The following is a 13,963-nucleotide window of genomic DNA, read 5'->3' on the forward strand; positions in this document are numbered from 1 at the left end:
TTGACGCGTGCAGCCAGACGCCTTCCTTGCGACCTGTGGTGACGGGACTGAGCTTCGGGTGATCGTCGCGTTTTAGGCCTCGTCGAACCCGCCGCGCAGAATGCTACAGGCGCCAGACGTCACTCCGCGTTGACTGGTCGTCCGATGGCGGGCCGATCGGCAAGCAGGACTTTCGGCGCTCTGCCTTCTACAGCCGGACGCCCTTAAGCCGTAGGGCGTTGGAGATGACGCTGACAGACGACAGCGACATGGCCAGGGCGGCGATCATCGGACTGAGCAGCAGGCCGAAGGCCGGATAGAGGACGCCCGCCGCCAGAGGCACGCCGAGCGCATTGTAGCCGAAGGCGAAGCCGAGGTTCTGGCGGATGTTGCACACCGTGGCGCGCGACAGGCGTCGCGCCCGGACGATGCCGTTCAGGTCGCCGCTGAGCAGGGTGACGCCCGCGCTCTCGATCGCCGCGTCCGAGCCCGCGCCCATCGCCACCCCGACGTCTGCGGCGGCCAGGGCGGGCGCGTCATTGACCCCGTCGCCGGCCATGGCGACGCGACGGCCTTCAGCCTTCAGGGCTTCGACCACGGCGGCCTTGTCGGCGGGGCTGACGTCGGCGCGGACCTCATCAATGTTCAGGCGGGCAGCGATGGCACGGGCCGTGGTTTCGTTGTCACCGGTCAGCATCAGGATGCGAACGCCCTCGGCGTGCAGGGCCGCGACCGCCTCGGCCGTGGTCGCCTTGACCGGGTCGGCCACAGCCAGCAGGCCCGCGGGCGCGCCGTCCACGGCCACGATGACCACGGTCGCTCCATCGGCGCGCAGGGCGTCGGCCGGGGCGGACAGGCCGGAGGCGTCGACGTCTTCGTCCTTCAGGAAGCCGACTGAACCGATCAGCACGCGGCGGCCCTCGACCAGGCCCAAGGCCCCGCGCCCGACGGGGCTGTCGAAGTCCTCGGCGGCGGCGGGCGTGATCCCGCGCGCGGAAGCGCCCTCGGTGATGGCGCGGGCGATGGGGTGCTCGCTGGCCCGCTCGACCGCGGCGGCGAGGCGCAGCAATTCGGCCTCGTCGAAACCGGGCGCGGGCTGGACGGCGGTCAGGGCGGGGCGGCCCTCGGTCAGGGTGCCGGTCTTGTCGACCACCACTGTGTCGACAGAGGCGAAGGTTTCCAATGCTTCCGCGTCGCGGATCAGTATGCCCGCCTGGGCGCCGCGCCCCACCCCGACCATGATCGAGATGGGCGTGGCCAGACCCAGGGCGCAGGGGCAGGCGATGATCAGCACGCTGACCGCCGCGACCAGCGCATAGGCCAGACGCGGCTCCGGCCCGATCACAGACCAGACGATGAAGGCCGCGACCGCCGCCAGCACCACGGCGGGCACGAACCAGGCGGAGACGCGGTCGGCCAGCCGCTGGATCGGCGCGCGGCTGCGCTGGGCCTTAGCCACCAGGGCGGCGATCTGGTTCAGCAGGGTGTCGGCTCCGACCTTCTCGGCCTCCATCACGAAGCCGCCGGTGGCGTTCAACGAGCCCGCGATCAGATCGTCGCCGACCTGCTTCGTCACCGGCAGGGATTCACCGGTGACGAGCGACTCGTCCAGCGATGCCCGGCCTTCGATCAGGCGGCCATCGACCGGGACTTTCTCGCCCGGCCGCACGCGCAGGCGGTCGCCCACGGCAATGTGTTCGACGGCGATCTCCTCGTCCGTTCCGTCCAACCGGATGCGCAGGGCCTGTTTTGGCGCCAGGTCCAGCAGGGCTCGGATGGCGCCGGAGGTACGTTCGCGGGCGCGCAACTCCAGCAGTTGGCCCAAGAGCACCAGGGTGACGATGACGGCGGCGGCCTCGAAATAGAGGGGCGGCTGGCCGTGCATGTCCTTGAAGGCGTCGGGGATCAGGTCGGGCGCGACGACCGAGGCCGTGCTGAAACCCCAGGCGACCAGGGTCCCGAGCGCGATCAGGGTGAACATGTTCAGGTTCCAAGTCCTGACCGAGGTCCAGCCGCGCGCGATGAACGGCCAGCCCGCCCACAACACCACCGGCGTCGCCAGGGCGAACTGGACCCATCCGCTCCAGCCGTGGGGTAGGGGAATGTGCAGACCGAGCAGGTGCGAGCCCATCTCCATCACGAACAGGGGGACCGTCAGGACGGCGCCGACGACGAACCGGTGGGTGAAGTCGGCGATCTCGGGATTGGGGCCGGCGCCGGCCGTGGCGTCTTCCGGCTCCAGCGCCATGCCGCATTTTGGACAGGCTCCCGGGCCGATCTGGCGCACCTCGGGGTGCATGGGGCAGGTGTAGATGACGCCGGGCTTGACGGGTTCGGGCGCGGCGGGCGTCAGGTATTTCGCCGGATCAGCGACGAACTTCGCTCGGCAACCGGCCGAGCAGAAGTGGAACTCGTGCCCGTCGTGCGTCGTATGGTGGGTCGTCTTCGCCGGATCGACCGTCATGCCGCAGACGGGATCCTTCGCTGTGGCGTTGGTCGAGGATTGGGCGTCGGGGCCCTGGGAATGACGGTGATCGTGCGGGCTATGGTCATGCGACATGGGCGATCCTCGACCTTAACTATGGACCGCAATTATACCCCCATAGGGTATTTTGCAAATGGGTGATCCACGCTATGATCCGACCATGCATCACCACGACAAGCCCGCGCTGACCAAGCGTTTGAACCGCATCGAGGGCCAGGTGCGCGGCGTCTCGCGTATGGTGGAGGACGGCCGCTATTGCATCGACATCCTGACCCAGGTCCGGGCCATTAAGGCCGCCTTGGGCCGGTTCGAAAACGAGATGCTGAAGGGGCACCTCAGCCACTGCGTCGAGGACGCCATCGTCTCGGGTGACCCAGCGGAGCAGCGTCGCAAGATCGAGGAGATCATCGCCCTGTTGGATCGGGTAGGTTGATTGGCGCAATGCGCGCCGTTAGCGCACACTTTGTTCCGGCTCGGCTGTCTTCTGACGCATCCGATACGAGCGCACTTTTCGAATGCCGAAAGCGCGCGACCCGGATGTTTTCCGACGGTCACTGAGGTCCTGAAGACGGAGATATCGGCCCCTTAGAGCCGATATCCGATCCGCAGGGCTATCAACAGGGATGTGAAATGCCGGGGTCAGCCTTGGGGAAATCCCCTGGCACGCGGGCAATCACCTTTATCTCGAAATCGAACCCTGCCAGCCAAGTGGCTCCGATGGCGGTCCAGTTGGGGTAAGGCGGTCCGCCGAGAAGCTCTGCTCGGACAGCCATCACCGTCTCCAGTTGGGCGTCTGGGTTCGTGTGGAAGGTGGTCACATCGACGATGTCGTCGAACCCGCAGCCGGCGGCGGTCAAGACTCCTTCGAGATTTGCGAACGCCCTTCTGACCTGATCCTCAAACGAAGGCTCGGGCGAGCCGTCTTCGCGACTGCCGACCTGTCCGGACACAAAGACGAGGTCACCGGACCGAATGGCGGCGGAATAGCGATGAAGATCGTAAAGGGCGTGACGATTGGGTGGGAAGATCGCTTCGCGGTCAGACATTGGAGTTACGTCTCGGTTGTTGAGGTTTTGCGCCGAGCTTGTCGGGGCTGATCGAAGGTAGGAGACGTCGATTTGATCGGTTAGACGTTCAATTCCGCACGAGTTGATGAAATAATCCCACGAATGGCCCGCCCGTCGCTAAACGATCTGATGACCTTTGCGACGGTGGCCCGCCTTCGCAGCTTTCGGCGGGCGGCGGATGAGCTGGGCGTGGCTCCCTCGACGCTCAGCCACGCCTTGCGGACGCTCGAGACACGTCTCGGTGTGCGCTTGCTGAATCGGACAACGCGGAGCGTCTCACCCACTGAGGCGGGAATCCGTCTGCTCGAAGGCCTGGGCCCAGCATTCGACCTGCTTGACGACGCGTTGGAGAGCGTCGCTCCATTCCGCGGGCAGGTGCAGGGCGTGGTCCGTCTGAATGCACCGCGTCTGGCCGTGGCGATGTTTGTCCGCGACATCCTGCCGAAGATGGCCGAACGGTTTCCCGAGGTGACCGTGGATATCGTCGCGAAGGATCGTCTCGTCGATATTGTAGAACAGGGTTTCGATGTCGGCGTACGGCCGCATGACATGATCCCCAAGGACATGATCGCGGCGCCCATGCCTGCCGGGCTTCGATACGTGTGCGTCGCGGCTCCGGCTTATCTCGAGCGCGCCGGCACGCCGGACACGCCGGAAGCTCTGAATCGCCATCGCTGCATCGGCCACCGATTGCCGAGCGGCAAACCCTATCGCTGGGAGTTCGAGCGCAACGGAACTCCGCTAGCGCTCGCTATCAGCGGCCGTCTGGTCCTTGATGACGAGGCGCTGATGGTGGACGCCGCCGTCGCTGGTTTGGGCATCGCCTACGTTCCAGAGTTTGCGGCGTCCGGTGCGCTGACGCGGGGACGTTTACGCCAGGTCCTTTCGGACTGGATGCCGGGCGAAGAGAGGCTGGCGCTCTACTTCCCTGGGCATCGGTCTATCCCCCCTGCGTTGCGCGCTCTGCTGGATGTCGTCAGGGATGTCGGAGCCAGCCGAAAGCCTGGCGCGGCCTGGGCTTCAGCCCGCGATTGATGCGACGGACCATGGGGATCGTGCTCGGTGATGATCGGCGGATCCCTCAGCTTTAATGCGGTGCGTCCGGGCCAATGATCTCATGGGGCGCTGGCCGCCATGACGCCTCCGGCTGCAAGAACCGGAGGCGTCTTAGGGATCACGCTGTGGCGCCGCCGTCTGCGGTCAGGACGGAGCCGGTGATGACGCCGGCGGCCGCACTGGCCAGGAAGGCCACGGCGTTGGCGATCTCGGCCGGCTCGGCGAAACGTCCCAGCGCCGTCAAACCACGCTGGAACTCAGCGCTCTCGCCGTCCGCCGGGTTGGCCTCGGTATCCGTCGAGCCGGGGGCGACCAGATTGACCGTGACGCCCTGTGGCCCCAGTTCGCGGGCAAGACCACGCGTCAAAGACAGAAGCGCCGACTTCGACATGGCGTAGGCGGTCACGCCCGGGAACGGGACGCGATCCCCCAGGCTGGAGCCGATAAAGATGATGCGTCCGCCCGAGGTCAGATGCGGGATGGCGGCCTTGGAGAACAGCACCGGGGCCCGGACGTTGATGTCCATCATCGCCTGGTAGGCGTCCACATCGAGATCGGCGATCAGGCCATTGAAGCCCACTGCGGCGCTGTTGACGAGGATGTCCATCCCGCCAAGTGCTGTGACGGCCTCCGCGACGGACCGTTCAATCGCCTTGGGGTCGGCGCTGTCGGCCTTGATGGCGAAAGCCCTGCGCCCCTTGACTGCGATCGCGCCTCTGACGCCCTCTGCGCGATCGGGGGAGTTGGCGTAGGTGAAGGCGACATCGGCACCGTTCTCGGCCAGGGCCAGAGCGATCGCCGCCCCGATGCCGCGAGAGCCGCCGGTGACGAGGGCGCGTTTCCCACTCAGATCAATCATCGTCTCATCCATTTATGCAGTGACTGGTGCATAATTAGGTAGGGACGTTGAAAATGGGCGTCAACGGAATTATACATCATTCAATGCAGAATTTAGATTCACCCCTTTCCGAGGCGCTTCCGGCGCGGCGCGGCCGCGGCCGACCGCGGGCGTTTGATCGTGACGCCGCGCTCGACACGGCGACCACCCTGTTCTGGTCCAAGGGTTATGAAGCGACCTCCATCGCGGACCTCACCCAAGCCATGGGCATAGGCGCCAAGAGCCTCTACGCGGCCTTTGGATCGAAGGACGACCTCTTCACCCAGGCGCTGCATCACTACGTGCGGAAATATGAGGGTCTGGCCTGGGATCGCGCCCGCCAGGCGACGACAGCACGCGAGGCGACCGCCGCCTTTCTTCACGATTCAGCCGCCGCCTTCTCAGGCGCGGTCTTCGACATCCCGCGCGGCTGTATGGCCACGATCGCCTCCATGGGGTGCGAGGGCCTGCCCGCGCTTCAGGCCTTCGCCAAAGACGTGGAGACGACGTTCAGCCGATTGAAGGCCCGCATCGATCGAGGCGTGGCGGAAGGAGATTTGCCGCAGGATCTCGACACCGCGCGACTGGCGCGCTTTGTGGAGACCGTCCAGGCGGGCATGTCGATCCGGGCCCGCAACGGCGCCGACCGTTCCGAACTCGACAGCGTCGTCGATGTCGCGATGGCGGGGTGGGACGGCATTGTCAGCGCGGCCTCCGCTGCCGGTCGATCATAGGCGACATGGTCTGTGATCAACTCAGGACCTCTGCGAGTTCGATGAGATTGCCGAAGGGGTCGCAGAAGAACGCGAGCTTGCGGTTGATCGCGGGGACGACGAAGGGATCTGTCACGATCGTCACCGCGCGTGCGCGCAGTCGCTCGATGGTCGCGTCCACGCTGGCGACGGCGAAACAGAGGTGATGATAGCCGCGATACTGCAGGCTATCGCTCAAATCTGCGTAGGGGCGAGTCTCGACCGGTACTGGCGCGCCGCCTCCCAGAATCTCGACGTAGAAATGGTCGTCAGCGGGCGGGGCGATATAGGCGAGCAGGCTGTCGCCGTGAGGCCAGGTCGCAACGATGCGGAAATCCAGAACGCCGACGTAGAAGTCGAGAGCTTGCTGCAGATCGGGCGTGCGGATGGCGACGTGGTGGGCGCGCATGTCGGCGAAAACGGAGCCGTGATTCACAGCGGGCGGCGCGAAGTCAGGCATGGAAGACCTCCTTTTCAACGCGCAGCGACGGCGGGACGTGGGTGGGGCATCGGTGGCTCGCTCGCTCCCAAGGGCAGGGCTCGGGCTGGCCAGCCGGGGGCTCGCCGAGGCGGGGTCTAGACGTCGTCGGACAAGGGCTGAGCGGCGACGACCGCGATTGTGGATTTCGCCTGGTTGATCGCCGCTTCTCGGGCGTCCGGTCCAAGGCTGATCCGCTCAGCCTGGACGAACGCGACATCGCTGATCCCGATGAAGCCGAGCAGGAGGCGAAGATAGGGTTCCTGAAAATCCAGGCTCGCCAAGGGGCCTTCGGTATAGAGGCCGCCGCGGGACTGGATCACGATCGCCCTCTTGCCCGTGACGAGGCCCTGGACGCCCGCCTCGCCGTAAGCGAACGTGATCCTCGGCCGTATGACGTGGTCGAACCACGCTCTCAAACCGGTGGGTATGCTGAAGTTGTACATCGGCGCGCCGATCACGATGACATCGGCGGCGAAGACCTCGCCGATCAACTTGTCGGAGAGCCGACGCGCCGTCAGCTCCGGCGCGGTATTGGCCACGGCGCGCACGCCCGCGACGGTCTCGGGCGTCAGATGAGGGATCGGGTCCTGGCCGAGGTCGCGTCGCGTGACCGCCCCGCCGCTGTGAAACTCCACCAACTGTCGAACGGCGTAGTCGACCAGGAGGCTCGAGACCGAGGCGTCGCCCGCAACGCTGCTGGTGAGCGCGAGAATATTGGGCACGTCGGGCTCCGGGCTGCTGCGAGAAGCTCGACTATCCCTGTTCCGATCGGGGATGAGTAGTCGCGCGGCGAGCGCCTCGGTGTCGCCATTCCGGCAACGCGGGGCGTCGGCTATCTGGGGCTCAAACAGCCCGACTGGAGTTGGCTCCGGCCGTGCGACCCTTCAGAGCTAAACGCACATCTCGATGAGCAACTCGGTCAAGACGCGAATCTTGCGGGACGGATGCTGGCCGGGCGGCCTGAGGACGTAAGCCCCGCCCGGCGGCACCGGAAACTGCGGCATCACCTCCACAAGTCTGCCGGCCTCCACGTGGGGCCGGGTGAAATCGTCCGGCAACCAGGCCAGCCCGAGCCCAGCCAGGGCCGCCGAGACGAGCGCGGTTCCGTTGTCAGCCTTGAACCGGCCGCGGGGACGGATCGAGACGGTTCGGTCGCCATCGATGAACTGCCAGGTCTCGGACCCCTGCATCAGAGCCTCGTGGTCCATGATGTCGTCCGGCGCCTGTGGCGCGCCATGGAGGCGGATGTAATCGGGGCTGGCGACGAGCTTGCCGTACACGGACCCGAACCTGCGGGCGATCAGGGTGGAATCCTGCAGATAGCCGACCCGAATGGCGCAATCGAAACCTTCGGCCACTAGGTCGACGAAACGATCCGAGTAGCAGGTCTGCAAGGTGAGCTTGGGGTGCCGTCGCGCCATTTCAGCGAGGGCAGGCGCATAGTGGGTCGGGCCGAAGGTGAGGGGCGCGGCGACACGCAGACGGCCCTGAAGCTCCCCCTGTGGCGCGATCGTCTCCCGCGCCGTGTCGACCTCAGCGCAAATCCGGGCCGCATGGTCCCGAAAGGCCGCGCCCGCCTCGGTGAGGACGGCGCCGCGCGTGGTTCTCGACAGGAGTTGCACGCCCAGATCCGCTTCCAGCCTGAAAAGGCGGCGGCTGACGACGGACTTGGCGACGCCCAGCCGCCGCGCAGCGGGCGAAACGCCGAGGGTGTCCGCCACCTCCACGAAGGTGCGCAGTTCGTCGATGTGCATGATTGTTCCTCCTTGGGCGACACTGCGTAGCCCCATGGGGCCATACCGCATCGAAATCGGAACTGCCAATGTCGCAAGGGTCGGCGCTGTCGGCGTCTGCTCCACCTCCAACAAGAGAGATTCGGCATGGCGTCCCGCCACCCCTTCGACCCGACCAATCCCTCTTCCTTCCTCGCCATGGCCGGGCGGCGCAGCGGGTCGCTCCGTCGCGGGGCCGAGAAGCCCTTCGCGCGTCGGCTCTGCTGGAGAGGATGTCTGACGGGGATCGCGGCCATCGCCGTTTCGGCGCCGGCTGCCTGGGCTCAGGCGCCGGCGAGCGTGGGCGGCCCCGGCATCACCATCGAGCGATACAGTGAGGATTGGTCGGTTCTTGCGGACCCGCGGAGGCGCACGGGGCGCTGGACCGAACCGTTCAAATACCTTCCGCTCAACGACGCCGGAGACCTGTATCTGACCACCGGCCTTGAGGCGCGGACCCGATATGAATCCTACCAGCACGGGCAATGGGGGCAGCAGCCACGCAACGACTATCTCTGGAACCGTGTGATGCCCTACGCGGACCTGCATATGGGTCAGCTGCGCGTGTTCGCCCAGCCGATCATCTCAGACATTTCCGGAGCCGATCGCGTCGAGACGCCTGTGGATACGACGGGCGTCGATTTCCTGCAGGGCTTCGTCGGCCTGGAGATGGAGATTGCGTCGGGGACCACATTGGATCTAGCCGCTGGGCGGCGGCTGCGATCCTTGGGCGGCGGGCGTCTGGTGGATACGCGCTACGGCGTGAATGTGCCGTTGGCGTTCGATGGCGCCGATGTCTCCCTGACCCGGGGAACGCGTCGGATCACCGCCCTGGGTCTGCGGCCCGTCGAAAACCGTGTTGGCGACTTCGATGACCGGTCCTCGGACCAGAAGGCGTTGTGGGGGCTCTATGGAACCCAGTGGCTTGCCCAAGACCGCCGGACCGGCGTTGATCTCTATTGGTTGGGATTCCGGGATCGTAACGCGGTCTATGACCAGGGCTCGGGTCGCCAGACCGTTCACTCCTTCGGCATGCGCTGGTTCGGGGTCGAAGGCGGATGGCGATGGAACGTCGAGGGCGTCATCCAGCGCGGCGAGTTCAACGATGCCGCACAGCGGCCTGGGGCGTGGGCGGCGAAATCCGTCGCCGATTTGCGACAGCTCCGCTCAGTCCCGAAGTCGTTATGATGATCGACTACATCTCCGGCGACGACGACCCCGACGACCCCGAGCTGAACACCTTCAACGCCCTGTTCCCCCGTGGGCGGTACTTCGTCGCCCAGTCGCCGATCGGTCCTCGCAACCTCATTCACCTCCAGCCTTCGGTCACCCTTCGTCCCCGTGACGACCTGGACGTCACCTTGATGGGGGCGGCCTACTGGCGCGAGAGCACTCGCGACGGAGTCTATTCCATTCCAGGAGCGCTCGTCCGCAGCGGCCGCGGCAGCAACGCTCGCTATATCGGCACCCAGATCGAGCTGTCAGCGACATGGCGCGCGACACAGGAGTTGGCGCTGGCGGTTTCGGCCGGCGCCCTCGGGGCCGGTCCCTTCATCCGCGAGACCGGATCATCGCAGACCATCTTTCTCGCCAGCGCCATGGCGACCTTCAAATACTAATAAGCGCCGCCCTGGTCGGAAGCGGCTCGGATTCCGGGCGCATCGGCATCCGTCGCGTCCAGCCGCCGCGCTCGTCGCGTCTTCCTCACCAACAAGGCGCAGGGCGACCCTGGCGGGATCGGGGATCATCTCGAGGAACGGTCCCGGCCGTCGGGAATTTGCGTTGCAGACGAACAGACGGAAGCCGCACCATGAAGATGCAGGGATTCATATTCGCCGACGCCGCAATGGAGCGCTCGCCCGGCCAGAAAGACGAGATTGAAACCGGCGATGTCGTTAATGACGCCGACGGCGCGCCGATCAGCATCGGCTACGGGCGTTGGGGGGCGGGATCGAGACTGACCGAAACCATGCGGGTTGATGACGTCATGATCGTGCTGGAGGGCGGACTTGAAGTAACGTCAGAGGGGAAAACCGTTTCGGCCGCGCCCGGCGCAATCGTGCACATGCCCAAGGGGGTGGAGGTGACCATCACCGCCGGGGCCGACGGCGCCAGGACGGCCTATGTGACCTATCCCAACTGGCGCACGGCCCGCAGTTGAACGGGACCGTATCAGGGCCTCTTCCCCGCTCATCGGTCCGTCTTCAGGGTGGTGGAAGGCCGGCTGGTGAACCGTCAGGCCCAAGCCTGCCCCAAACCGCCCCGATCAGGGCGCCGAGGGCCAGGAACTCCAGCAGGAATTGGCTCCAGCTGAACAGGCCGATCCAGGGGTTGTCGCCGGTGAAGACGCCATAGAGGACGGTCCCGCCCACGACGCCTTTGATGAGGGCCGTCAGGAGCGCCAGCGAGGCCAGTCGCGCCCATAGCCGGGCCGGCAGACGATCCCAGATCAGCGCGGTCAGGATGACGGCGCCGACGACGGCCTCGATGAAGCTGACGTAGGCGGCGACGGTGACATGGAAGGGATAGGGGAAGACGAACAGGGGGGCGCGCGACAGATGATCGAAGGTGTCGAGCCAGGGGTTCAGAAACGGATGGATCAGGCGTTGGGCGCCGGTCGCCACGGCCGCCGCCGCGAGCGCCGCGGCCATCGCCGAGATCGGTCCACGCGCCCAACGCACCGCCACCGCGCAGAGCAGTGCGAGGATCAGGGACCGGAGCAGGGGCTTGATGAGGCCGATCGCGCCATAGGCCCAGCCGCCGGTGACCACGCCGTTCATGACCGCGACCCTGAAGGTCTCCTGCAGCAGCACCAGTATGGCGAAGGCGAGCAGCGTCCGGCCCGCCAAAGATCCACCAAGTCCCCGCGGTCCCGCGGTTGCAAGCGCCATGATCAGGCCGCCCGCGACCAAGGCGGTGTGCAGCCATGTCGCCCACAATGGCGGGGTCGGAATGGGGAAGGGGACGCCTGCGGCGAGCAGGCCGACATGGATGCTCAGCGCGATGAAGCCGGCGACGAGACAGGCCGCCGCAAGCACGCCCGTTCGGCGGAAGTCGGAAACTGAGAAAAGCATATGGCCTCGCCGTGCGTTGTTTCCGCCCGCGCACCGAGTTGAGCCTCGCCTTCGCCCGACGCTAGCGCCTTTTCGTGCGCCACCGCGTCTCCATTCGGGGAAGGTTGGAAAGGCAAGAGAGTGAGGCAAGCCGCCTGAGGGCGCCGTCGCAAACGCCGTCCGTAGCCGGAGGCCGGACCGATTGGCCCCTCCATCCGGGCAGACGCCGCCCGAGCCGACGCGAACAGCCGCCAGGGGCAAATCCGGTCGCTACAGCCTCTGTCCTGCCAAGCTGACGGTTGGATCCCGGGGGGCGAAGCGCTGGAACGGCGTGCGCCGGCAGGCCAGCTTGCCCGGTACGTCCACAGAGGGGAAGGCGAGGCGGCTCTAGATCGTTTCGCCGCCACCGTACGCGTTCCTCGCACGGCGACACAGTGTGCCGGTGTCGCGGTCTATCCCGGAGGGAGGAGGCTGCGAGAACCTGTGCATTGGGGCTGCTCAAGGCCTCGCACCGAACTTCGGCGCTCCGGCTCGCGCCGGACCGGCGCCCCTTGCGAGTGAAACGAGGACAGAATGATCAGGACACTTCTCATCGCCGTCGTTGCGGCGGTCTCGTTCACCACTGCGCACGCGCAGACCGCGCCGGTCGCCGGCGCGGGCGCGGACCTGATCGTGGTCAATGCGAAGATCTTCACCGGCAATCGGTCTCAGCCGGAAGCGTCGGCGCTCGCCGTCCGAGGCGGGCGGATCTATTCGGTCGGCTCCGACGCCGAAATCCGCGGCCTGTCGACTGCGCAAACGACGGTGATCGATGCGCGCAGCCGCAGGCTCATTCCCGGCATCGTCGACGCTCACACCCACGTCCTCAATGACCTGGCCTACAACTACAATGTCCGTTGGGACGGCGTGCCGACGTTGCGGCAGGCCCTCGACATGCTCAGCGAGCAGGCGCGACGCACGCCGGAGGGCCAGTGGGTCAAGGTCATCGGCGGATGGTCGCCCTATCAGTTCGAAGAGAACCGCTTCCCGACGATCGATGAGCTGCGCGCGGCGGTTCCGGATCGTCCCGCGATTGTTCAGTACGCCTACAACCGGGCCCTTTTGAACGACCAGGCCATGGCGGCGCTCAACGTCGGCTCCGAACAGTTCGCGCAACTCCCGGATATCGAGATCGAGCGTGACAGCCGGGGAAATCCCACCGGCGTCATCCATGGCTACACATGGCTGTTTCTCGCGCTGGAAACGATGGTGCCCCAACCCAGTGTCGAGGAGCAGGTCAGCTCGATCACCTACAGCGTTCGCGGCCTGAACCGTCTGGGGGTGACCTCGATCATCGACAACGGCGGCCGGTGGCCGTACCCGGAAGCGCAAGCCCGGGTCGATGTGCTGGCCCGCGACAATCGCCTGAATGTGCGCATGCCGTTCGTGGACCTCCAACTCGGCGACGGCGGTCCGGTCAATATGGTCGATCTGGAGATCGAGGCCATCACGAGGACCGCTCCGATCAGTCCGGGACAGAACCTGCATCCCACGCTCCAGCACGGTCATGAGTATCGCGGGGCGGGCGAGGTGCTGAACGGAGCGGTGCACGATCACGAGAATTTCGATCGGCCGGCGGTGATCATCGATCCTGACACGATGCAGCGCTTCGTCGAGGAGGACGTCTCTCGGCTGATCGCGCGACGCATCCCCTTCCGGATGCACATCTCCTACAACGAGAACATTACGCCCTTCCTCGACGCCTTGGAGCGGGTGAATGAGACTGTGCCGATCGACGGCTTGCGCTGGAGCCTGGAGCACGCCGAAACCATCAGCCCGGAAAACATCGAGCGCGTCAGGCGACTGGGCGGCGGTATCGCCCTGGACGCCAAGATGGCGCTGCATGCCGATGGCTTCATCAAGACGCACGGGCGGGAAGCGGCCTTGCAGACCCCGCGTCTGCGTATGCTGGTCGACAGCGGCATCCCCCTGGCGATGACGACGGACGCCTTCCGGGCCGCCACCTTCAACCCTTGGGTCGGCATCAGTTGGATGGTGACCGGCAAGTCCGTGTCCGGCTCACAGGCGCTCGCCGATGACAACCGGCTCACGCGGGCCGAGGCGTTGAGGCTGTTCACCCGGGGCGGCGCCTGGTTCATGAATGCCGAGGCCGAGCTGGGCGCCATCGCGCCCGGGAATCTGGCGGACTTCGCCATCCTGGACAGGGACTACTTCTCCGTCTCGGAGGATGAAATCGAGGCCATTTCATCGGTCCTGACGGTCATGGACGGCAGGGTCGTTTTCGGCGTGGAAGACTACGGTGATCTGACGCCGGCCTTGCCGGCAGCGCTCCCGGCGTGGTCGCCATCCAACCATTTCGGCAGCTACTACGGGGACAAGTGACGGCGAGCCGGGCCCCCTCTTAAGAGGGGCCTTGCTTTCATCTGATCATCCGACCGGAC

Annotated in this window: 12 protein-coding genes and 1 pseudogene; 6 read left to right on the forward strand and 7 right to left on the reverse strand. The window is 66.1% G+C overall.

Annotation, left to right across the window (positions count from 1 at the left end):
- Positions 1-187: 187 nt before the first annotated feature.
- Positions 188-2,539, reverse strand: coding sequence for a heavy metal translocating P-type ATPase (locus JL11_RS10595; protein WP_054765645.1), 2,352 nt, complete (start codon positions 2,537-2,539; stop codon positions 188-190).
- Positions 2,540-2,597: 58 nt separating this feature from the next.
- Here JL11_RS10595 and JL11_RS10600 point away from each other — a divergent pair, with 58 nt between their 5' ends.
- The gene (locus JL11_RS10600; RefSeq protein ID WP_174523843.1) at positions 2,598-2,897 is read left to right on the forward strand and encodes a metal-sensitive transcriptional regulator; all 300 of its coding nucleotides are present in this window, start codon (positions 2,598-2,600) and stop codon (positions 2,895-2,897) included.
- 181 nt (positions 2,898-3,078) lie between these two features.
- On the opposite strand, the gene JL11_RS10605 is transcribed toward JL11_RS10600, so the two are convergent.
- Complete coding sequence (locus tag JL11_RS10605; protein ID WP_003167198.1) at positions 3,079-3,510, reverse strand: RidA family protein; 432 nt, start codon at positions 3,508-3,510, stop codon at positions 3,079-3,081.
- Positions 3,511-3,633: 123 nt separating this feature from the next.
- On the opposite strand from JL11_RS10605, the gene JL11_RS10610 reads away from it, so the two are divergent.
- Positions 3,634-4,566, forward strand: coding sequence for a LysR family transcriptional regulator (locus tag JL11_RS10610; RefSeq protein WP_054765646.1), 933 nt, complete (start codon positions 3,634-3,636; stop codon positions 4,564-4,566).
- A gap of 139 nt (positions 4,567-4,705) precedes the next feature.
- Here the strand turns inward: JL11_RS10610 and JL11_RS10615 are convergent, their stop codons facing one another.
- On the reverse strand, positions 4,706-5,446 hold the full coding sequence (locus JL11_RS10615) for an SDR family NAD(P)-dependent oxidoreductase (protein WP_035283814.1): 741 nt from the start codon (positions 5,444-5,446) through the stop codon (positions 4,706-4,708).
- Between the two features lie 53 nt (positions 5,447-5,499).
- Here JL11_RS10615 and JL11_RS10620 point away from each other — a divergent pair, with 53 nt between their 5' ends.
- Positions 5,500-6,198 carry a TetR/AcrR family transcriptional regulator gene (locus JL11_RS10620; protein ID WP_197273298.1) on the forward strand — a complete coding sequence of 233 codons (699 nt, stop codon included), beginning with the start codon at positions 5,500-5,502 and terminating at the stop codon, positions 6,196-6,198.
- A gap of 16 nt (positions 6,199-6,214) precedes the next feature.
- Here the strand turns inward: JL11_RS10620 and JL11_RS10625 are convergent, their stop codons facing one another.
- The 3 genes from JL11_RS10625 to JL11_RS10635 form a co-directional block, all read right to left on the reverse strand.
- A complete protein-coding gene (locus JL11_RS10625) occupies positions 6,215-6,676 on the reverse strand; it encodes a VOC family protein (protein ID WP_054765647.1) in 462 nt (153 codons plus the stop codon).
- A gap of 116 nt (positions 6,677-6,792) precedes the next feature.
- Positions 6,793-7,419 carry an FMN-dependent NADH-azoreductase gene (locus JL11_RS10630; protein WP_054765648.1) on the reverse strand — a complete coding sequence of 209 codons (627 nt, stop codon included), beginning with the start codon at positions 7,417-7,419 and terminating at the stop codon, positions 6,793-6,795.
- A gap of 168 nt (positions 7,420-7,587) precedes the next feature.
- Positions 7,588-8,451 carry a LysR family transcriptional regulator gene (locus JL11_RS10635; RefSeq protein ID WP_003167192.1) on the reverse strand — a complete coding sequence of 288 codons (864 nt, stop codon included), beginning with the start codon at positions 8,449-8,451 and terminating at the stop codon, positions 7,588-7,590.
- 177 nt (positions 8,452-8,628) lie between these two features.
- On the opposite strand from JL11_RS10635, the pseudogene JL11_RS17970 reads away from it, so the two are divergent.
- Both JL11_RS17970 and JL11_RS10650 read left to right on the forward strand, forming a co-directional pair.
- A pseudogene (locus JL11_RS17970) lies at positions 8,629-10,088 on the forward strand (alginate export family protein).
- 191 nt (positions 10,089-10,279) lie between these two features.
- Positions 10,280-10,630, forward strand: a complete 351-nt coding sequence (locus JL11_RS10650; RefSeq protein WP_003167189.1) for a hypothetical protein — start codon at positions 10,280-10,282, stop codon at positions 10,628-10,630.
- Between the two features lie 43 nt (positions 10,631-10,673).
- On the opposite strand, the gene JL11_RS10655 is transcribed toward JL11_RS10650, so the two are convergent.
- Entirely contained in the window at positions 10,674-11,543 is an 870-nt protein-coding gene (locus tag JL11_RS10655; RefSeq protein ID WP_054765649.1) for a hypothetical protein, read from the reverse strand.
- Between the two features lie 783 nt (positions 11,544-12,326).
- Between JL11_RS10655 and JL11_RS10660 the strand changes: the two genes are divergently transcribed.
- Complete coding sequence (locus JL11_RS10660; protein ID WP_224761437.1) at positions 12,327-13,904, forward strand: amidohydrolase; 1,578 nt, start codon at positions 12,327-12,329, stop codon at positions 13,902-13,904.
- Positions 13,905-13,963 lie beyond the last annotated feature (59 nt).

The organism is Brevundimonas sp. DS20 (assembly GCF_001310255.1).
Lineage (GTDB): Bacteria > Pseudomonadota > Alphaproteobacteria > Caulobacterales > Caulobacteraceae > Brevundimonas > Brevundimonas aurantiaca.